At 25.8% G+C, this 20,941-nt stretch carries 19 protein-coding genes; 6 read left to right on the top strand and 13 right to left on the bottom strand.

The features are described from left to right. Positions 1 to 3: 3 nt before the first annotated feature. The 6 genes from HLG78_RS02750 to HLG78_RS02775 all read right to left on the bottom strand — a co-directional run bounded on the left by HLG78_RS02750 (position 4) and on the right by HLG78_RS02775 (position 6,972). Positions 4 to 2,202: a hypothetical protein gene (locus HLG78_RS02750; RefSeq protein WP_231180840.1), complete on the bottom strand. Its 2,199-nt coding sequence runs from the start codon at positions 2,200 to 2,202 to the stop codon at positions 4 to 6. Between the two features lie 223 nt (positions 2,203 to 2,425). After that, positions 2,426 to 3,226, bottom strand: a complete 801-nt coding sequence (locus HLG78_RS02755; protein WP_231180841.1) for an FKBP-type peptidyl-prolyl cis-trans isomerase — start codon at positions 3,224 to 3,226, stop codon at positions 2,426 to 2,428. A 142-nt stretch (positions 3,227 to 3,368) separates the two neighbouring features. Then, positions 3,369 to 3,659 (bottom strand): winged helix-turn-helix domain-containing protein, encoded by a 291-nt coding sequence (locus HLG78_RS02760; protein WP_231180842.1) that lies wholly within the window; start codon positions 3,657 to 3,659, stop codon positions 3,369 to 3,371. A 139-nt stretch (positions 3,660 to 3,798) separates the two neighbouring features. Further along, positions 3,799 to 4,992 carry a hypothetical protein gene (locus tag HLG78_RS02765; RefSeq protein ID WP_231180843.1) on the bottom strand — a complete coding sequence of 398 codons (1,194 nt, stop codon included), beginning with the start codon at positions 4,990 to 4,992 and terminating at the stop codon, positions 3,799 to 3,801. A gap of 86 nt (positions 4,993 to 5,078) precedes the next feature. Further along, positions 5,079 to 5,726, bottom strand: coding sequence for a response regulator transcription factor (locus HLG78_RS02770; RefSeq protein WP_231180844.1), 648 nt, complete (start codon positions 5,724 to 5,726; stop codon positions 5,079 to 5,081). Continuing rightward, entirely contained in the window at positions 5,701 to 6,972 is a 1,272-nt protein-coding gene (locus HLG78_RS02775; RefSeq protein WP_231180845.1) for a sensor histidine kinase, read from the bottom strand. The genes HLG78_RS02770 and HLG78_RS02775 overlap by 26 nt, the downstream gene beginning before the upstream one ends. A 119-nt stretch (positions 6,973 to 7,091) precedes the next feature. Between HLG78_RS02775 and HLG78_RS02780 the strand changes: the two genes are divergently transcribed. After that, a complete protein-coding gene (locus HLG78_RS02780; protein WP_231180846.1) occupies positions 7,092 to 7,634 on the top strand; it encodes a hypothetical protein in 543 nt (180 codons plus the stop codon). A gap of 97 nt (positions 7,635 to 7,731) precedes the next feature. Here the strand turns inward: HLG78_RS02780 and HLG78_RS02785 are convergent, their stop codons facing one another. Then, positions 7,732 to 8,823, bottom strand: a complete 1,092-nt coding sequence (locus tag HLG78_RS02785; protein WP_231180847.1) for a hypothetical protein — start codon at positions 8,821 to 8,823, stop codon at positions 7,732 to 7,734. Positions 8,824 to 9,025: 202 nt separating this feature from the next. Between HLG78_RS02785 and HLG78_RS02790 the strand changes: the two genes are divergently transcribed. Then, a complete protein-coding gene (locus HLG78_RS02790) occupies positions 9,026 to 9,250 on the top strand; it encodes a hypothetical protein (RefSeq protein ID WP_231176098.1) in 225 nt (74 codons plus the stop codon). 30 nt (positions 9,251 to 9,280) lie between these two features. Beyond that, on the top strand, positions 9,281 to 10,039 hold the full coding sequence (gene map / locus HLG78_RS02795; protein ID WP_231176099.1) for a type I methionyl aminopeptidase: 759 nt from the start codon (positions 9,281 to 9,283) through the stop codon (positions 10,037 to 10,039). A gap of 74 nt (positions 10,040 to 10,113) precedes the next feature. Here map and HLG78_RS02800 read toward each other — a convergent pair whose 3' ends face one another. From HLG78_RS02800 to HLG78_RS02810, 3 genes are all read right to left on the bottom strand, one after another. Continuing rightward, positions 10,114 to 10,332, bottom strand: a complete 219-nt coding sequence (locus HLG78_RS02800; RefSeq protein ID WP_231176100.1) for a cold-shock protein — start codon at positions 10,330 to 10,332, stop codon at positions 10,114 to 10,116. 164 nt (positions 10,333 to 10,496) lie between these two features. Beyond that, positions 10,497 to 13,070 (bottom strand): flagellar assembly protein A, encoded by a 2,574-nt coding sequence (locus HLG78_RS02805; RefSeq protein ID WP_231176101.1) that lies wholly within the window; start codon positions 13,068 to 13,070, stop codon positions 10,497 to 10,499. Between the two features lie 64 nt (positions 13,071 to 13,134). After that, positions 13,135 to 15,630 (bottom strand): hypothetical protein, encoded by a 2,496-nt coding sequence (locus HLG78_RS02810; protein WP_231176102.1) that lies wholly within the window; start codon positions 15,628 to 15,630, stop codon positions 13,135 to 13,137. Between the two features lie 166 nt (positions 15,631 to 15,796). Between HLG78_RS02810 and HLG78_RS02815 the strand changes: the two genes are divergently transcribed. The 3 genes from HLG78_RS02815 (at position 15,797) to HLG78_RS02825 (ending at position 17,756) form a co-directional block, all read left to right on the top strand. After that, positions 15,797 to 16,366, top strand: coding sequence for an L-threonylcarbamoyladenylate synthase (locus tag HLG78_RS02815; protein WP_231176103.1), 570 nt, complete (start codon positions 15,797 to 15,799; stop codon positions 16,364 to 16,366). Positions 16,367 to 16,396: 30 nt separating this feature from the next. Next, the gene (locus tag HLG78_RS02820; RefSeq protein WP_231176104.1) at positions 16,397 to 16,771 is read left to right on the top strand and encodes a Holliday junction resolvase-like protein; all 375 of its coding nucleotides are present in this window, start codon (positions 16,397 to 16,399) and stop codon (positions 16,769 to 16,771) included. A gap of 64 nt (positions 16,772 to 16,835) precedes the next feature. Further along, positions 16,836 to 17,756 carry a hypothetical protein gene (locus tag HLG78_RS02825; RefSeq protein WP_231176105.1) on the top strand — a complete coding sequence of 307 codons (921 nt, stop codon included), beginning with the start codon at positions 16,836 to 16,838 and terminating at the stop codon, positions 17,754 to 17,756. Positions 17,757 to 17,866: 110 nt separating this feature from the next. Here the strand turns inward: HLG78_RS02825 and HLG78_RS02830 are convergent, their stop codons facing one another. The 3 genes from HLG78_RS02830 to metG all read right to left on the bottom strand — a co-directional run bounded on the left by HLG78_RS02830 (position 17,867) and on the right by metG (position 20,917). Further along, a complete protein-coding gene (locus tag HLG78_RS02830; protein ID WP_231176106.1) occupies positions 17,867 to 18,292 on the bottom strand; it encodes a hypothetical protein in 426 nt (141 codons plus the stop codon). A 67-nt stretch (positions 18,293 to 18,359) separates the two neighbouring features. Continuing rightward, positions 18,360 to 19,328 (bottom strand): deoxyribonuclease IV, encoded by a 969-nt coding sequence (locus HLG78_RS02835; RefSeq protein WP_231176107.1) that lies wholly within the window; start codon positions 19,326 to 19,328, stop codon positions 18,360 to 18,362. Between the two features lie 35 nt (positions 19,329 to 19,363). Then, complete coding sequence (metG, locus tag HLG78_RS02840; RefSeq protein ID WP_231176108.1) at positions 19,364 to 20,917, bottom strand: methionine--tRNA ligase; 1,554 nt, start codon at positions 20,915 to 20,917, stop codon at positions 19,364 to 19,366. Positions 20,918 to 20,941: the final 24 nt, after the last annotated feature.

The raw sequence follows: 20,941 nt of genomic DNA on the forward strand, positions 1-20,941 counted from the left end.
ATTTTACTCTCTAGGAATCAAATATCTACTATTATAAAATGTTATATTTTTCAAAAATCCTCTAAACCATATAACATCTTCTCAACTTACCTCTCACATGATAGAATCATAATTCTTAGAACCAGAAAACTCTGACCAGTTTCTATATCAAAAATCCATATAAGATGAATTATCGTCTATACTAATCCACTTATTAAGCATATCATCATAATCATATACAAGCTGATTTATTATATACTCTACAAGATAATAATAATCCTGAGATATTCAAACTATATCATATATATATATTTTTTTTAGAGTATCAAGATGTAAATCTACTCAATTTATCTTTTCTTGGATACTAAGGTATTTATAATAAAGAAGAAATCAAAACAAAGTTTCTCTCAAAAATGCACAAATTCATATTATACTTTCTTTATTGTATCTTTTTTGAATATCAATCTTTTCATTATTTAATATATTTATAAAATCTTTCCAAACCCATATATCAAAAGTATATATATTTTCTTTAATATTAGAAACATCTTTTTTATAAAAATGCTTGTACAAATGATTTTGATTTGTTTCTCAAATAAGTTCAAAAAAATCTTTATATAAACAATTTAATATTCATGTCTTTGAATACTTCACCATAGAAGAAATTTTTGAACCAAATTTTTCTTTGAAAAGATTAATAATATCTTTATTTTGCACAAATATTTTTATATCTTTTTGGTTTATGTCTTGAAATATTACTGTTAAAAAATTTTCATCAAATAATTTTAACAAAAATGGATTTGAATAAGTTTGTTTGAATGTAGATCTATATGGCAAAGAGAATTTTTCTTTACCAGCTTTTACATTCTCAAATGCATATTTATAATAAAAAACATTTTTACTATAATTATACAAAACACCTCCATAGAAAAACAATGAATCTTGATGCATTCAACTCAAAGATCTGTTTGTATTAAGTACACTTAAAAGGTTTCTTCTAAAAAGCTTTAAGAAAAAACTATCTCCTCTTCACACCCAAAATCATCACACAAAAGTTAGATAAAAATTTATAAGTTTTTCTGTTGCTACAGATTCTTTTTTTAACCTATCTGGTATTTTAACATTATCTGGATCATCTCATTCTCAAATACTTGACATAAGTTCATCAAGCTCATCATCTATTCCAGAACCTCAAGCTTTATTAAACTTCCAAGAAATAAATCTTTTTATTCACTTAAAATAATTTTTCTTGAAAAGTCTATAATCCAAAAGATACACTAGAAAATCTTCTAAAACATCTTTATTTTTAAGGAAACTTGACATATAATTATCCAAAACATCTTTATCATAAATATTTTCAACCACAAGCTCTGAGATCTTATAAACATCCTCTCACTCAAAAAGATATCTAATCAAAATATCAGCGGGCAAAATAAATGGTATTATTTTCTTTTCGGTAGTTGATATCCTTGAAGATCTTGTATAAATATGATAATTTTTAATAAAATCTAATGTTACTGCTTTTTTATTGCTTTTTCTTTGTTCATCATAAAATATCCGTTCATAATAATATTTTTCATCAATAAAATCATCTTCAAAAAATTTATTAAGAGTTTTTGACAGGTTAAAAAGCATAAAAAATACTTGGATATTTTTTAGAACTTTTAATTTTATTTGTTGAATTGTATTTTCATCATATTTAAAACCTGAATTTTTACAAACAAATAAGTAAGTTTGAAAAAACAGATCTATAAACCAAGAATAATTTTCTTTATCATCCGAATAAGGAAAAACTTTAATTCTTGCAAAAAAGATAAATACTATATAGTAAACAGTCAAAATAAAGTTAATAAAATACCTATGATCATATCATTTGAAAAAATTTCTTGTATAAATACTTACAACTAGAGAAACTACACTTCATATATTTGATGGAGAAAAAAACCTATATCAATTGAAGTTGGATACAACTCAATATGAATAATAATTATCTATTTCTTTAGGCTTCATAGAAGATCACTTTCCAAAACCAACTTTTACTTCAAAACTATCTAAGGACACATCAAAAAGATTTAACTTGAAGTTTTCTACTATTTTTCTATTTACTACAGAAAAAAACTGTTTTGCAGAAACAAAACTTATAAAAACACTTGCTGGATTTATAGGCTGATTTATTACCTCATCAGGGAAAAGAGATATAAGAATTCTTTTAAAAAGCTTCATAAATAATTACCCAACTTAAATTTAAATAAAAAATTATAATAAAATAAAAAACAATTTCAATAATTATGCTATCTTAAACTTTTTGAAATAATTTAAAAAAAACTAACTGAATCAAGATATTTTTAAGAACACACTATTATTTATACAAAAAAACAATAAAAACTCAATAAAAAATACTAAAAAAGCCCCTTTAGGGCTTTTTTAAAAAATAGTTTGTTAGTTTTTAAGGCTGTTGCATTGGATCTATGTCTTGCTCATCTTGATCCTTTATTTCATGAATTTCTACTTCAAAATACATATTTTCTCAAGCCATTGGAGGATTGAAATCTACTATTACAATTCATTCATCGTCTCTAATTTCTGTTATCTCTCCAAACATTTGACCAAAGTTTACAAACTCATCTTCTACTGGCTCCAAACCTGCTTGCTCAAAATATTCCATTGGAATTTCCTCTACAAGCTCTTCTTGATAATCTCAATATCATTCATCTGGAGTAACTTCAAATTCTTTAACTTCTCATTCTTCCATTCAAAGAATTGCATCTTCAAAACCAGGAATCATTTGTCATGCACCAACTATAAATTCCAATGGTTGATAAGGTCTATTTTCATCATATATACCAGCATCTTCAGCAACACTTTGTTCACTAGTATCAAAAACCTCACCATCTTCATCAGTACCAGTATAATCCAAAGACACAAGATGTCCTTCTTCTACATAATCATGATGATCAGGAGAAGACGGCATTTCCTGTTGCATTGCATCCTGCATTGCTTCTTCATCCATCATATCTTCATCATCTATCATATCCTCTACATCTTCTTCCATCGCTTCTTCATCAGTCATATCCTCTTGCATCGCCTCCTCTTCTTCATAATCTTGTCATTCTTCATTATTTTGATTTTGTTGCTCAGTCTGATCTGAAGCATCTTGAGTTCAATTCATATCTTCTATATCTTCCATGCATCAATACAAACTAAAACTTCAAAAAATTACTAAAGCTATTATCAATTGTTTTTTCATTATTTTATATTTTATGCAACTAAATTACTCTGATTGAGATTAATACAACCAAAGAATACTCAAAGGTTAAATATTTAAAGTATATTTTCAAGTTTTTTTATGTATTTAACATTTACTTTCTATCATAAATATTCATAAAAATTTAGGGGTCTATTTTGTATCAACCTCATTTTACTGTTTTTATGATTGTTTTGTCTATTTTTTTTCTAAGATTTGAAACATATACATCCAATTTTTTTTCATTTTCATATCAATCAAATCACCAAGTATAGTTTATCAAATCTTCTCTAGACACCACTGCTCATACATTTTTCATCAACTTTTCAAGTATCAGAACCTCTTTATTAGTACATTTTTTATTGTTTCAACTTCTTCATATATTCTTTTTTGATAAAAATTTTAGAATTTTTTCCATATTTTCTTTTTTTCTCATTTGTATTATTTTATATATTTAAATATGCCCACAATTGAGCATAAATAAAATATAAACAAAAACCTTAAATAAATATTAATTAATAAAAAACATCCCTTCATTTTAGAAGGGATGCAAAATGATAAAATATTTTCAAAAATTATTCTAGAAGGTCTTCTAACATTCAATCAAGTCATCAGTCCATATCAGCTTCTTCTGCTGTAGAAACATCTCATCACAATTCTTCTATTCTAGACTCAAAAGAGTTTTGAAGATAAATAAACACAGATGTATACAAATATTGATTTTGAACTGACAAGTTAAGATCATCTATTTTATTAATAACATCTTCCAAATCTTCATATCTTTCTTCAAGCAAATCAAGATTATCAGTATTATTCACAAAATTATCTATTTTTGATTGAATTGTATTAAACTCTTCATAGTTTTCTCATACAAGATTGTCTATATTTTCATCAACAATATTTTCTCTTTCTTCTATTGATTTAGAAAACTTTTCCGATAGGTTAACTCATTGATCAAGACTCACATCTTCTACTTGATAATCTTCTTCTGCTCATTCTACATCCATTTCAACTTGTTCTCATTCATCCTCATAACCTTCTTCTACTCATTCTGCTTCTACATCCATATCATATTCTTCTTCGTTATAATCTTCCTCTGCTCATTCTACAGATTCATATCACTCAAACTGTACTTCTCAGTTCCACCAACCAAGTTCTATATCTCAAACATACTGATTATCTCCATCATAATATTCAACTCTAGCAGTATTAGACCCTATCCAGTCAATATTACCAACTTCAAACTGTTCAGTATAATTAGGTTGATTTTCTGATAAATCATTTATATATGAGTTTATATGATCATTATATATTTCAGTAAAGTTTAATTCTTCAATATATTCATCTGTATATATGTCTTCAGGCGACTCTCATTCATCTTCATAATCTTCTTCTACTCATTCTACTTCTACATCCATATCATATTCTTCTTCGTTATAATCTTCCTCTACTCATTCTACGTCCATTTCAACTTGTTCTCATTCATCTTCATAATCTTCTTCTACTCATTCTACTTCTACATCCATATCATATTCTTCTTCGTTATAATCTTCCTCTGCTCACTCTACGTCCATTTCAACTTGTTCTCATTCATCTTCATAATCTTCTTCTACTCATTCTGCTTCTACATCCATTTCTTGATCAAACATTTGTATTTCTTCTTCATAATCAGAATAATCTTCTTCTGCATTAACATAACTTAATGCACTTATCAACGCAATTATAGATAAAAAGGAAATAAATTTTTTCATAGCAAACTTGGTTATCATCTAAAATAGTTTAAGTTTCATAGTCCTTTTAATTAAGGACTAATTATTAAGTGTAAAACAAAACCTTAAATAAACATTAAACATATTTATTTTTCAATTTTATATCAAAATCATTTCACTGTTTTTATAATCCCTTTACCAAGTTTTCTTCTAATATTGGATATATAAACATCAAGTTTATTATCATTATCAAAAATATCTCATCACCAAATATAATCAATTATATCTGTCCTTGAAACAGCAGTTCAAAAATGATCTAACAAACACTCAATCAAAGAAATTTCTTTGTTAGTGAATTCTACTTTTTCTCAATTTTTATACACCTTTTTTTGATTTAAATATATCACTACATCTTCAAATTCAAATTTATCAACCTGATTTGTTCTTTCAAGTAGCCTTTTTACTCTTGCTAATAGTTCTTCAAAATCAAATGGTTTCACAAGATAATCATCCGCTCACAAGTCAAATCATTCTAATTTATCTTCAAGCTGATGCTTGGATGTTGTTATAATGATTGGAATATTAGTTTTTTCTCTTGTATACTCACAAAAATCCATTCAATCTCATCAAGGCAACATCAAATCCAACAAAACAAGATTATATTTATTTTTTTTGAAAAGCTTTTTAGCAACTTCAAGATCATCTGCTATATCAGAATCATATCAATTTGCTTGTAGCATTTCTTGTATAGCATTAGCAATTGTTTTATTATCTTCAACTATTAGTATTTTCATTTTTATTAAATTTTATAGTAAATTTAGTTCAGTTTCAAACTTCCGAACTTACATCAACATCATAATCCAACAAATCAATTATTTGCTTCACAATATAAAGTCACATTCAAAAACTTTTTATATCAGTTTTTGCTGAGTCTTCTTGATAAAAACTATGCCATATTTTTTGTAAGTTTTCCGATCTTATTCATATACCATCATCTTCAATTTCAAAAAAGTTGTTATCAAAATAGATTTTTATATTTCAATTGTTTTTTGTATATTTAAAAGCATTTTCTACAAGATTTTTTACAAGAACTTCAAAAAGTTGATAATTCGAACTCAAATATATATCATCATGTATTTTTTTCTCTATATTTATTTTTTTATTAGTATAAAAAGATTCAATTTTTTGTATACAACTGTTAACCAAATTGGAAGCATTAAACTTTTCTATAGAAAAATCAGTTGATGATGACTGTATCTTGGTAAGAAACAATAAGTTTTCTATTAGAGAATTCATATTTTTAATGGTTGACTTTATCTGTGAAATTTCCTGCTTTGCACCATATTTCATAGAAATCAAATCCAGTTGAGAACTTATTTCCATAAGTGGAGTCTTTATTTCATGAGATGCATTTGATATAAAATTTTTCAATGATTTTGCCTGAACATATATCTTATTCATTGACTTATTTATTGTATCAGAAAGTATTTTTATCTCATCGTCATAAGGTCAATCCATACTTATAGGATTATTAAGATTTTCTATATCTAAACTTTTTGTTTGTGAAACAAGTGACCTAAGTCTTTTTAGAGATGTTCTCACAAAATAGTGAGAAACAAAATAAGCCAACACTATAAAAAATATTATCATATAAAAATTTATAAGCAAAAGGTTCAACTGCGAAAATATATGGTAAGTGACAACTGAATATGACAAATTTTCTCAAGAAATAGAATATAATACATAATCATTATCAATTCTTGATATGTTAAATAAAACATCATTTTCTAATATCTCCTTAGCCAAAACGTTATCCAGACTTATTGTATCTCAAGGTCAAGAATGACGAAGATGTTTGGGAACCATAGGATCAAAACCAAATAGCTGAAACACAGTAGACCTTTCTTCAAGAAAAGCTTTTTCTTGACTATACCATTGAGAAAAATAAAAAAAGTTTACTATTATACCAAACAAAAATAGTAATATCGTTGTAAACAAAGTGAATTTTAAACTTATTTTTGTAGATGTTGTTAGATTCATGATAAATTTATAATAACATTTAATCTTAATTCAATCTTAATTTTTTTCTTAAAAGTATGTATTGCATTTGCCTAAAAATAAATTATAGGTATGAAAGTATTTAACGATAAAAATTCATTATGAATATACCAAAGCTGGCTGAAGCAAAAAATAATACTGAAAAGGATGCTTATTCTGAACAAACACACTCTATAGAAAGTTTTTTAGAAAAATATTTGCAAAATGAAAGTATTCACACTCTAAGTAATTTCCAAGTACCTAAAAAAATATTATCCAGCCAAGATATAACAGCATTAAAATCGTATTGTATAAGATTTTTAAAAAAACCAAACTGAGAAATATGAGAAGCTGATGAACATTTTTTAAGATTATTAAAAAAGTCTATCAATAAACCTTATAATAAAGATTGACCTAAAGAAGAAGATAAAATAATTATACAAACTCTAATAAAATTAATTGAAGAATGATTTAAAACAATATATTGAGAAAACACTTTAAATAAAGTTTTTAATATTTTGGAATGAAAAGATATTCTTGATATACAAAATATCTTAAAAAACAAATTCCAACAAAAATCCAAGTCTGAAGAAGCTTTTCAAACATTAATGAATAAACCACAAAAAGACCCAAAAAACAACATGAAAGTAACAAAGGAAGTTTAATAAACATTATTGAAAAAGATGAAAACAACAATACAAAATACAAAATTAGATATATCAATAAAAATACTTTTGCAAGTATTTGTTGTTTTAAATAATACTAAGAAGATTTTTTAGAAAACTTTTTTGTTTTTAATATTTTTTGCACAACTTCTCTAAGAATACCAACTTCTATAGGTGACAATCAACAAACATTAAACCTTTTTTGCTTTTCTTTAATATATCATTGTATTAGTATAGCTGTAGGCTTATCAATAAAATAAACAACACTTCCTACTTGTACATAATGTGTATTGTTTTTTTTATCAGTTCACAAAGAAAATTTCATATTTTGCTTCTGAGTTGTTTTTGGAAAAGATCTAGAGACTATATCAATTAATTGAGATTTTAATCACTCAAAATCAGAGTCTAAATCTATTTTGTTCAAAATTTTATTGGTTTTTTCTAGTTGATTTTGCAAAAAAGCCAAAACATAATCATTATTTAAATATTCTGGATTTAATTCTGGATATCTCTTTCTAAGCCTATCCAATCATCTCTTTTTTATAGTTTCTAAATGTTGAACATTAGATGAAGACAGCTCTCAAGTATGAAAATTAGGAGTTTTATTTTTCTCCAATTCCATTATCTCTAAAGCAGTTTCTTCATCTACATAATGAAAAAGTCATCAAATTTTATAAAGCTTACAATCGGGATACCTTGGGAAACTCAATCATTGCTGCTTAATTATATTCTCAGAATACTTTTCATTCAAACTTTTTCTTCAATCTTCTCACTTTTTTTCTGCAGATTTTTTTAGATTATAAACCTCCTTTTTAGCATCCCATCTTCCTGGTAAAATATTTGGATATTGTTGCTTTAGCCTAGAAAGTCATGCTTCTTTTATTTTTTTTAATTCAACTAAACTCAATCAAAAAGACCTACTTATAGTAAGATCTCTTCATTTATTTTTTTCCCTATATTTTTCTAATATGTCTTTAGCAGTTTGATCATCTACATAATGCCAAAGTCATGCTATTTTATGAAATTTTACTCACGGATAGTTTGGAAACTCTATTCATTGACAAAGATGATAATATTCTTCATTGGCAGCCTTTTTACTTAAAGCATTTTTTAATCTTTGCTTCAAACTATTGTCTTTTTTAACTCTTTGATTATAAAACTCATCTAATCTTGATTTAATAGCTTCCATTTGATGTAATTTTATTTAAAGTTAAATCAGAAATTCTTATAAAGTTTTATTTGTTTATTTCAAGTTAACTATTGAATTAATTGTAATAAATAAATTTTCTAAACACTTTATTTTATTATAACATACTACTTTTTCAAAATAAATATTGAAAATTTTTATATTCTTATTATAATGGCTTTTTATTTGTTAATAAATTATAAAAATGGAAGAAGAAATAACAATTAATGCAAAAGTTGCTGAACCTACCAAAAAAATTATAGAAGATATTAGAGGAATATATAAAGAAAACTATCCAGATCTGTCAGAGGAATATATAAATTGATATATGCTTGAAGACATGCTTGAAGCTTTCCTAGAATGATGAGAAGAAGACGATGAGTGACCAGAAGAAGACGATTCTGACAATAATACAGAAGAAGAAAAATAATTGTTTTAAACTTTTTTAAAAGTTATATAAATGCTTTCTAAATCTGAATCAAAAATTAAAAACATTAAAGAATCTTGAAAGTACCTAACAGAACTTTTACATTTAGTTAAAGATGCTGTATGAGTGTGAGTCAGATTATCATATCTTGAATCTATAGCACAAGATTATATTAATAGAAAATGACTAAAATGAGCATTTAAATGATATATGTGATTCCCCGCAAATCTTTGTCTATCTGTAAACGATTGTATAGTTCACTGAATACCAGATGAGTACCAACTAAAAGAATGAGATGTTTTGAAAATAGATGCATGAATTGTATATAATTGATGAATTTCTGATAGTGCTATAACTGTCATTGTATGATGAGACAATTCAAATCAATTATGAAAGGAATTATACAAAACAACAAAACATGCACTTGATACAGCCATGGAAAAAATAGCTCCTTGAGTACCTCTTTTTGAATATTCAAAAACAATATACTCAACAATGATGAGTAATGATTTTAGTGTAATAAAAAATCTTACCTGACATTGAGTTTGAGACAAGGTACATGAAAAACCTCATATATACAACTGGCCCCACCCAGAAACAAAAAAAATAAAATTTGAAAAAAATATGGTCTTAGCATTAGAACCAATAACATCAATATTGTCTGAAGACATAAAAACCAAGCCCTGAAATGACTGGAATTTGTATACAGAAAATGAAGATTTATGAGCACAATGGGAGTATACTGTTTTAGTTACTGACAACTGAATACAAATAATATCAGGTATTCAATAATATAAACTTCATTTTTTTACAAATAAAAAACAGGAATTAAATTCCTGTTTTTTATTTAAACTTTCTAAGAATAACTAATCAACTTTAACATTAGTAGCTTTTGGTTTACCATTTTCTCCTTCAATTATATTAAATGTTAGTTTATCTCATTCTTCTAATTCATTAAATGCTTCATATCAATCTTGACCTTCTCATAACGCACTTGCATGAAAGAAAACACTTTCTCAACTATCAGTTAAAATAAATCCAAATCACTTATCTGTCAACTTGTCTATTGTACCTGTATTACTCATATTTTGTAAGATAATTTTATAAAAAAACGGGCATCACCCTAGTTGCCCAAAAATTCAAAAGCAGATTTTTGTTACAACTAAGTATAGTATAATTAGATCAAATAAAAAATCAAATGATTTTTCTCTAAATTTGAAATAATCAAACAGAACTGGAAAATACTCTACTATTTTCTAGGCTTTCTTCTCTCTCGTGTAGTAGATTTTGTTTCAAGCCTTTTTTTATCGTGACTTCTATTTATTTGATTAATCTTTCATTCAAGCTTAGTTTTTATTTCATTTATTTTTCTGGAAGTTTCTGGATTGGGATAATAAAAATTTCCTCACACAATAATATGTCAATTCTTTTCTACAATCCTCCTCACATACACATCCACCAATAATTCTTCTCATAATATATTTAAATCTAATCTTACCAAATCATTTTCTATAATATCAGAATCAACTCACTCTTTTTTTTCTAATCAAAATCAAATTCAAGCTGAACTTAAATCTAAAATTACTCACTTCCAATTACCATTTATTCAAACTGGCATTAATAAGGAATAACCTAAAGGAACCTTTTCTACTTCAACTCAATCCAAACTAGAAACATCAATAAATTTCTTATCTCTAATTTGTTCTATATTACTTAAAGCATCTTTTATATAACCTATCCTATTTTCTAAACTAAGTTCTTTTCATCATCTATATAAAAACTCAACTCTATGATACTGTCTTTCTGTTCAAAAATCCTCCTTATCTTCTATAACCAAAGTTTCTAGCTCTTCTCTAAGATTTTTTATTTCATATCTAAAACTAGAGCTTAGTGTTTTAGAAATTTTTTTAGGAAAGTATGGAGTTCATCTTCTAACTGCATTTAAATAGGATCCATAATTATCTAAACCAACTCTTCAAGACGTATAATTTCATAATAAATAATAAATAAAATTAATATCACTACTATTGTTTTTAATGTTTATATATCCATCTGATTTAACTCTATTTTCTGCATCTTCAATTTTTTTGTTTATTTCTTCTCTTCTATTTTTTAAATTACTCAATTTTTTTTGTTTATCAAATACTGATGTTTGTAATTTTTTAAATAAACCCAATATTAATTGTCTTTTTGAGTGTGGAAGATCTCTAAGATTTACTTCTCATTTTTTATATTTTTCAAAAAAACTAATTGCATTTTGAACTTCTTTAGAAGATTTTATTTTTTCTAAATCGGCATTTATTTCTGATATTTCTCTATTTATCTCTTCTAATTCTAGTTGCATTGAATTGAGTTCTTCTTGCGACATAAGTCTAACCTTATCTACAGAAAGCATTATATTTGTGGTTAATCATTCAGTCATGTTTCATCCACTTAACATTCAATTATTATCCATATGTAAAGATCCTGAACAATGAATATTATTTCAATAGCTGCTTCAAATAGATATATTATCTCAAATTATTATACAATTTACAGCTTTCCTTACTTCAACATCAGTTCAAATTATTATAGAATTCTCAGCATACTCAACTTTTGTTTTTCAATAAACACATCTAACTTCAGAATTTATTAACTTTCATTTAACCATTAAAGACCCTCCAATATTTTCAATGTCTCATCAAACAGAATCCTCAAACAAAATAATCTTTCATCAATTTGACTTCAAAAATCAATTTAACTTTCCTCACTTTAACACTATATTTTTTCATTCTATTCAATATCAATTTTCTACAGTTCAAAATTGATGAAAATTTTCTGCATCTATTTGAAGTATTCAGGTTTTGGGTCATATATTTGTGTTATTTATACATTCTGAAGTTATACTTATTTTTCATTTTGAATCTTTTGATATAAATCAAGCAGTCTTAGCAACAAGATACTCAACTCAATCAACTACTTCTATATTAGTTCATTTTCAAGAAAATCTTCTCAAGTTGTGATCCTTTCAATGGACCTGCCTAAGTTCCGTTCAAAAAACAGTCATTCAAGGATATCAAATTGTTGGTGGAACCTTTCTAATTAATCTTGGATCAGACAGATCTGTTATTTGAGGAATAGGATTCTTAGCCCTTTTCATGTCAACTTTTCAATCTTCTCTATCTAAGGGAGAAAAGTCTTTTTCTATGTCTATTAAATGTTCAAAGTATGCATCTTCTCAATTTTTAGGCTGAATTCATTCAGCTATAATATCAACAAATTGATTATTTTTTCATGTCTGTACTTGCTCTTCAATCTCTTGAACTGATTTATCTATTTTTTCAAAATCTAAACCAAAAACTACTCAATACTCCAAAAGTATTGAAAATAATTTATCTTTTTCTATTGGACTTTCAATATCCTTGCGCTTCATTCATCAGTCTTTTACTATTTTTCAAAAATTAAACAATATTTTTCAGCTTTTTTCTTTTAATCTTTTTTGGTATGACTGCTTTTCTTCTAAATCAAATTTTTTAAAACTTTTTCACAATTTAATACTGTCTTCTGAGACATTTTTATTAACTATTATATCTAGTATACTTTCAAAATTCTCATCTATTCACTCTATAAAAAATCATTCTTCAAAAATTTTTTTAAGATAATTCAACAAGGACTTTTTTGATAAATCTGAAGAAAATTCAAAAAAAACACCTTCATTACTAAAAGTAATTGGCAATCAAAGTTCATCTTTTAGCATATCAGAAATGCTGTTACTATTATCAGAAACTTTAGAAGAAAGCGTTTCTTCACCACTTCTTATTGTATTTTTAGCATTATCAGTCATCAGTTCAAAATAAATATAAATTACAAGACAATATATATACAAAAAAACAAATGTCAATCATATTTTATTTCGTTTTTTGAGTTTTTATTTGTCTTATTTTTTGATCTAGTAATCACTTTTTTTCTTTTATTCTATCTCTTGAAAGTTGACTTAATTCAAAAAAATTTCATCCTACAAACATACATCAGTTTTTTATATCGGTCCACCTCACATATATATCTAACATAAAATCTTCTCATAAGATTGAAAAATCAACCATAATATTATCGTGTTTTATAATTTCCTTTTCCAAACCTTCTTCATACAAAAGACAACATCATATTCAAGTAATACTAATATTGAAAACCAGTCATCTCCACTGTCAATTTATTACTATTGGTATTAAAATTTTAGGAGACTCTATTGTTCTTCAAGTCAAAGATGAAAAAGCTCAACTTAATCAAACAGGTATATCATCCTCTTGAAACTCCTCACTATAAAACCTATCTAATAAAGGCTTTATAGCTTTTGATTTATCCTCTAAAGTTGTATCTTTAGTAACATTCATTAAAAATTCAGATCTTGGAGAGTATTTATCATCTCTTACAACTCAAAAAATTTCTCTATTTTCTACAGATTTTTGCATTAATGCTTCTCTTAGTGTAGAATGGTTGACATCAACTTTACTTGTATATTTATCTTTTTTTCTGGTAGGCATTGGAGGTATCAGCATTCTAGTACTTTTTAACAACCTCTCATAATTATTAATAGTAACTCTATAAGGAAAAACATTATTTTTAATTAAATATGATATTAATGCTATATTATTAGAATATATTCATTCCACAAAAATTTTAGGGTCTCATAAATTTTCAATATTTCTTTGTGACTCACTTAGTCTTTCAACTAAAGAATCATAATACCTTCTATATTTTTTATAATCCTCTTCTAATGGTAAATATTCCTTTTGTATTCTTGCAATAAGAAATCTTGCTTGCTCTTTTCATGATGAAGATAGGCTCTTTAAATAGTTTTGATCTTTTCTAAAAAGTTCAAATATTTTTTTTCATTTTTGTATTTCTTCATCATTTTCTAACTCTTCTAATTTTCTTTTTTTTAATACCAATTTTTTTCTGACTAAGTTGAGTATTTCTTCTGTTTTTATGGCATCTGCAGATTGATTATCAGATATTGATAAAACAGGAACTAATATGTTTGTTGAATCATCAAGAATTATTCTTTCTTCAGAGTTAATAGATCTTCATTTTGGTTTATCAGTATTTATAGATTGAATTATAATTTCTATTCAATGTATTTTAGACTCAGAACAATTAACTAAAGTTATCTTATCTCCAACTATAACACAATTTATTGCATTTTTTATGGTAATATTAGATCACACAATAGTTGAATTTTCTGCATAGTTTACAACTATCTGTCAATCAATACTTCTCAAAAATGAGTTTGAAATCCTTCATCTTGTTATTATAGCTCAAGAATCACTTACAATCTCTCACATACAAACACTTCAAGATTCTATTCTTCAAGAATTAGATTGAATACTTCAGTAAACAATTCATTTTTTTACTGTTAAATTTGTACAGTAAACTTTTTGATTTGATTCTATATTTCAACTAACACACAAATCATCACTATCAATTATAATTTCTCAGTATCTATCTTTTATATCTCACTCGTAATAAGGTTCATCTATTACATGCACTACTCAATTACCATCCTCGAACAAATAACCAATTTTCTCTGCAACTAATAAAACTTCTCAGTTATTTTCTATAATTTTTGTTCAATTTCAACACTTAGATTCCAATTCCAATTTTGTATCTTTTACATCTAACTCTGAGATAAGTTCTCAAAAAATATTATACACTTTTCAAGAATTCTCTGGTAACCTAATTATAACAGGATCATTCAAGTCCGAAATTTGTCAAACCTTTAATATTGACTTAGTTGGTAATCCACTAGTAGCATACTCAGTTCATTGTATTTTTGGAGATGTGTTTTTTTCATATACAAAATGAAAAGAAGTTTGTTCACTAAAATTTTGAGGTGAGGCTATAATGATACTTCAATCCTTCATTTCTGATATATAACTTATATTTTCATACTCAAATCAACATACAATTCACTTATCTATCATTACAAGGAATAATATGTCCTTAGAAAAAACATAGCCTGATTTATTAAATTGCTCCACATCAAAGTATGCAAACTCAGTATCTGAGTATATTAAATTCTCATAAAAGCTTATTTCTTCTGGATCATAAGATAATATATTATCTCATATTTTCATTTCTGAAACAACTTTTATTCAATCCATAATATTTACAAGCAATCTTTTATTTATATTATGTATATATACTCATTTTCTAAAAAGTTCTGACAAAAAAGTTAAAACATCAAATTTTGAAGAATTATTTTGAGAACATATAAATATTCCTTCTTCATTTATATAAAAATCTAATGACAAAACCCCCAAAAGATCATTTAGACTATCAGAAATTTTTTCATTATCTAATTTTGATTCAGCAAATTCCTCCTCTCTTTTATCAAGTGAGGTCATGTATTTGTAATTCAAAGTAAATTGCCCTCTTATATTTTTTTAGTCTTAAAAATCAATTAATTTTTATTTTTTTATTTTTAATGATCATTATTTTAAAAATAGTTTGACTAATAGGTGAAAAACATTAAAAAAATAAATATTTATTTGTAAATTAAACTTATCAAGTATGCAAACTACAACTAATAAAATATTTGAAAATCTTGAATATTACCACAACTTAGCACAAAAAGAAAAAATTTTTCTGTACCCTACAGATAGTATATATTGAATATGAGCAATACCAACAACCTATACTATACAAAAAATTTATGAAATCAAAAAAAGAGAACACAACAAACCAATTTCGATAATTGCACCCAACATTTGATGGATTACACAAAACTTTTTTACTTCAAAAAACTTCCAAAATCAAGTACAAAACTATTTTGAAAAATATCATACTATAACTATATTACTTCAAAAAAAAGACAGCCAATTTCTTAAATGAATATGACAAAACAATAAAGTATGAGTAAGAATAATTAATCATCCAATACAAAAATTTATAGAATCATTGAGGCAACCATTTATATCCACAAGTGCAAACCTATCAAATCAACCACACATTACCAACCCACAACAAATAGAAGAAAACATAATCAAAGAAATAGATGTTGTAGTTAATGACTGAACAATAAATTGAAAACCATCAACAATTATAGATTTTACTGACTGAGAAAAAATTATAAGAAATTAAAATATATAAATTTACAACATAACAAAAAAAATGGAGTTTTATTACCTTTTAGTATGAGTAATTATTTGATGAATAATATGATATCTTATTGCAAAAGTTTATTACTGGATGCAAAACAAAAAAACAAGAAAACAAGCCATCTGAAAATCAAAATCAATAATAACATGACAAGTATATGAGCAAATTGCTCCACTACTCCCCCAAATAAAATATAATCCTAAAGATATGACCTTTGTAGGTAAGTGAGTTGATTATATAGTACTAGATGGGATAAGCAATTGAAATCTAAAAAAAATTGTATTTTTGGAAATAAAAACCTGAAAATCACAACAAAATAAAAATGAAAAAGCAATACAACAAACTATTAAAAATAAAAATGTTGAATACGAACTTATTAAAATTTAAAAAAAAAGTTTACATTATAATAAATTTGATTATATTGGGGTGTTTTATAAATTAAATTTTATCAATGCAAGCAATCAACATAGCGGACTATATTAGATCATGAAACATACTAAACAACTTTCAAGAAAAAAATCCATTTGACTTGATAGTATATGAAAAACTACCTGAAAATTCAAAAATAAAATGACTTGAAGATAAAATTATAAGTTTAGAAGATGAAAGATTTGATTTTTGAATAAATTGAAAACTTATGGCAGCATCTGAAAAATACAAAAATATACTTATTATAATAGATCAAATAAATATTTGATACTTGTTACCATTCATCCAAAAATCAAAAAATACAAATTTTTCAATAATTAATATATGAAGTTGATACTCATCTTTTATCAACAAACAAGTACCTGAAACTGCTGATATATCTCTATTGCAAAATTTCAATATAGAAATCAAAGAACCAATTGATTTTGTAAGTTTTTTTGGTTTTTTATGAAATAACAATAAACAATATATTAGGATACCAGAAAAAGAGCTCCCTTGAACAATTTCAAAAGACTGAGAAGATAATTTAGACACAAATGAAAAACTAATTTCACTTAAAGAATTTTGACTCACTTGAGAGGATGGAACAATTCTTGTATGAGCAAGTATGGTATGAGAAATTGTACAAGCAACTTCACTTACAAGACAAGAAGACAAAAATTATGATGTATTTTGTGTTACAGATTATACATTTTTATTATCAGAAGATATTAAAGAGTCAATTAAAAACACAGAAAAACTAATAATAATACTAGATCAAAATGAAATAAAATGATTTGAAAACAAAATTAAATCTGTATTATTTGATAACCAAATAATCGATGTACAAATTTACTTTATTCAACCAAATCAACTACCTACCACTTCATCTAAAGAATATATACAAGAAAACATACAATTTTGATGAGAAGGAATTTATGAAAAATTAATACAAATACAGTAAAATCTTACAATACCAAACTTAAACAATTTTTTTTATGATTTTTAAGATACAAAATATACTTAATAAAAAAATTAGTACAAACTTTTAAAGCTACAGTTTATTTATAATATTTAATTTTTCATTAAAATTTTATCTATAATATTATTGAAAAATCATCATTTTCAGGTTTTGTACACATTTATTTGTTTGATACTATTTTCTTCCATTTTCATATCTTTTATTTCCATAGAAGAATAGTTAATTGTTCTTTTACCTCATATATAAACTGGCAAATTTATAGATATCTGCCCAACATACTCTTCTTCTCAAAAATACAATAAAAAATCTCACATCACTAATGAAGATGTTCTTATTTTGGAAACCTTTTCTTTTATTATTTTATCAATTTTTATATAAATAGTACACTCTATACCTTCTTCATCAAAGTTTATAGTTAAAACATCTCACTTTTTGACAAAATCTGATGTAAGTGTTGGCATAACATCAACTTTCAATCTATCATCAAGTTGTTTTAGCATAGAATCTCTAACAGACATAATTAAAATTCAAAATATAAAGTTTATAGCTTATACAAGTTTATAAATTTTTAGCTGTATGTCAAATTTATCCGAAAAAACCTCTTTCGTATTGATTTGTTATATACTTTTCAAATTTTTTCAAGTATTCTGTCATAAAATACTTATTGTTAAAATCCAAAATTTCTTTCCCTGAAAATTCTCAAGAAATATATTTTCTGATCATTTGTATTTCTTCACTCCGCAAATCTGGGTCAGGAGTTTCAAGTATGATTGGCTTGTTGTTGTCATAAGCCCAATCAACCACCTGGAACAAAGCATTCAATCATACAAATCATCTTCACAAACTTGCATGTCTATCCAATCTACTTCCACATATAGCTTTACTATCATTTAGATGAAAACAATACAAATTGTCTTTTCACAAAAATTTATCAAACTCATCCATAACTTGTCAAAAATCATTTAGATCGTATCAAGCTCACCAACCATGAGCTGTATCAAAACAAAATTTAACTTTCTGCTCTACATACTCCTGTCAAAAAAACTTTTTCAAAAAATCATAAAATTCTGCCAACTCATCAAAACGATATCATACCTCAGTTCATTGACCAGAAGTATTTTCAAACAAAAAATCTACATCATAATCTTTGGTGGCTTCTAGTATTTTTGCCAAATTTTCTGCCATATTTTGGAAAGTTTGCTGTTTTGTCATATCAGAATATTTACCAAGATGTACATTTACACTAGAAAAACCAATTCTATCAGCAATTTTGAAATCATCAATTACTGAATCTACATCTTTTGCAGCATCTTTTGGAGCTTTCGCAAGATTTATTAGATATACACTATGTATCATTCAGTATTTATGATTTGTTTCTGAAAAGCTTTGTTGGCATTTTTGCACTATATCATCTGTAATTTTATCATTGGAGTAAAACCATCATCTTGGAGACTTTGCAAATATTTGCAAAGCATCTGCTCATATACTATGAGACCTTGGGATACTATTTTGTATTCCACCTGCTATACTTGTATGAGCTCATATAGAAAACATCTAAGAAATATTTAGTAAAATAAAGTTTGTATATACTATAGTTTTTGATACAAAAACTTAGGAGACAGATTAACATCAAAAGATTTTGAGTTAAATCTTTCTTCAACATCATTGATAGTTTCTGATGTATCAAAATCAAGCAAATCTGTTCAAAGTGATTGTTTGGTTTTCTCAAATCATTCTGTAAGGAAAGGAGATGTTATGATAGCTATATTTTTTATTATATACACCAGAAAACATAGTGTTTGTTTTCATTGATTTTCATCTTGTTTCAACAACTCCCAAGGCTTCTTTTCTTCAATGAACTTATTTGCAAGCTGTACTATATCATACCAGTCTCTTATGAAGCTATTTATATTCACAGTATCAAAATACTCATCTATTTTGTTTTTATCAAATCAGTTTTCAAACATATTTACAAAAAGGTTTTCATCATACCCAAGATCCTTTGCAAGATCCAAAAACTCTTTTTCAATAGACATATCAAACTGTACTTTATTTATATTGTTTTTTTGAGAAAGTTTGGAAACTCTTGAAACAAGATTTCACCATCATCACAAAAGCATATTATTGTAAACATCAAAAAATCTTTCCCATCCAAAATCACCATCTCTTCATATACTAATATCATACAATAAATACAGCAAAAGCGCATCTCTTCAGTAATTTTGTACAGTATTTACTGGTTCTACTACATTTCAAAGTGATTTTGACATTTTTTGACCATCTACGGTAAAAAATCATGTTGATATAACATTTTTGGGCAACTCATATCAAGCAGACAATAACATAGCAGGCCAATATATGGCGTGGAATCTTGCAATATCTTTACCAACTACGTGAAAATCGGCCGGCCAAAATTTTTCATCTCAATTTTTACAAACTGTCACATAATTGAACAATGCATCATACCATACATATGTTACCTGCTGATTATCAAATGGCAATGGTATTCCAAATTTATTTGTTTGTCTGGATACCGAAAAATCTTCTAATCATTCTTTTACAAAGTTTATAAGCTCATTGAATCTATAGTTGGGTTGCACAAAGCTTGGATTTTCTTCATAAAATCTAAGCAAATCGTCTTGATATTTTGACAGCTTGAAAAAGTAATTTTTTTCTTTGATAAAATCAGGTTTTTTCAAATGATCTGGACAAAGTCAATCTTCGGTAAGGTCAGATTCTTTTTTGAATGCTTCACATCATACACAATAATATCCTTCATACTCTCATTGATAAATATCTCAGTTTTCATAACTTTCTTGTAAAACCTCTTGTACTAGATTTTTGTGATCTTCCTGAGTAGTTCTGATAAAATCAGTATAAGATATATCCAAATTTTCCCACACATTTTTGTGTTTATAAGCCATATTATCAAGATAATCACTTATATCCATACCTTTTTCTTCTGCTTTTTGCAAAGCTTTTTGACTGTTTTCATCTACTCAAGTAGAAAATTTCACTTCATACCCCAAAAGTCTTTTTTGTCTTGAATAAAAATCAGCTATCAAAGAAGCATAAGCATGACCTATATGAGGTATATCATTAGTATAATATATTGGTGTTGTTATAAAAAACTTTTTACTCATAGTTTTATTTTAATTTTATAAAAT

It is taken from the genome of Candidatus Absconditicoccus praedator, from assembly GCF_021057185.1.
GTDB lineage: Bacteria > Patescibacteriota > Gracilibacteria > Absconditabacterales > Absconditicoccaceae > Absconditicoccus > Absconditicoccus praedator.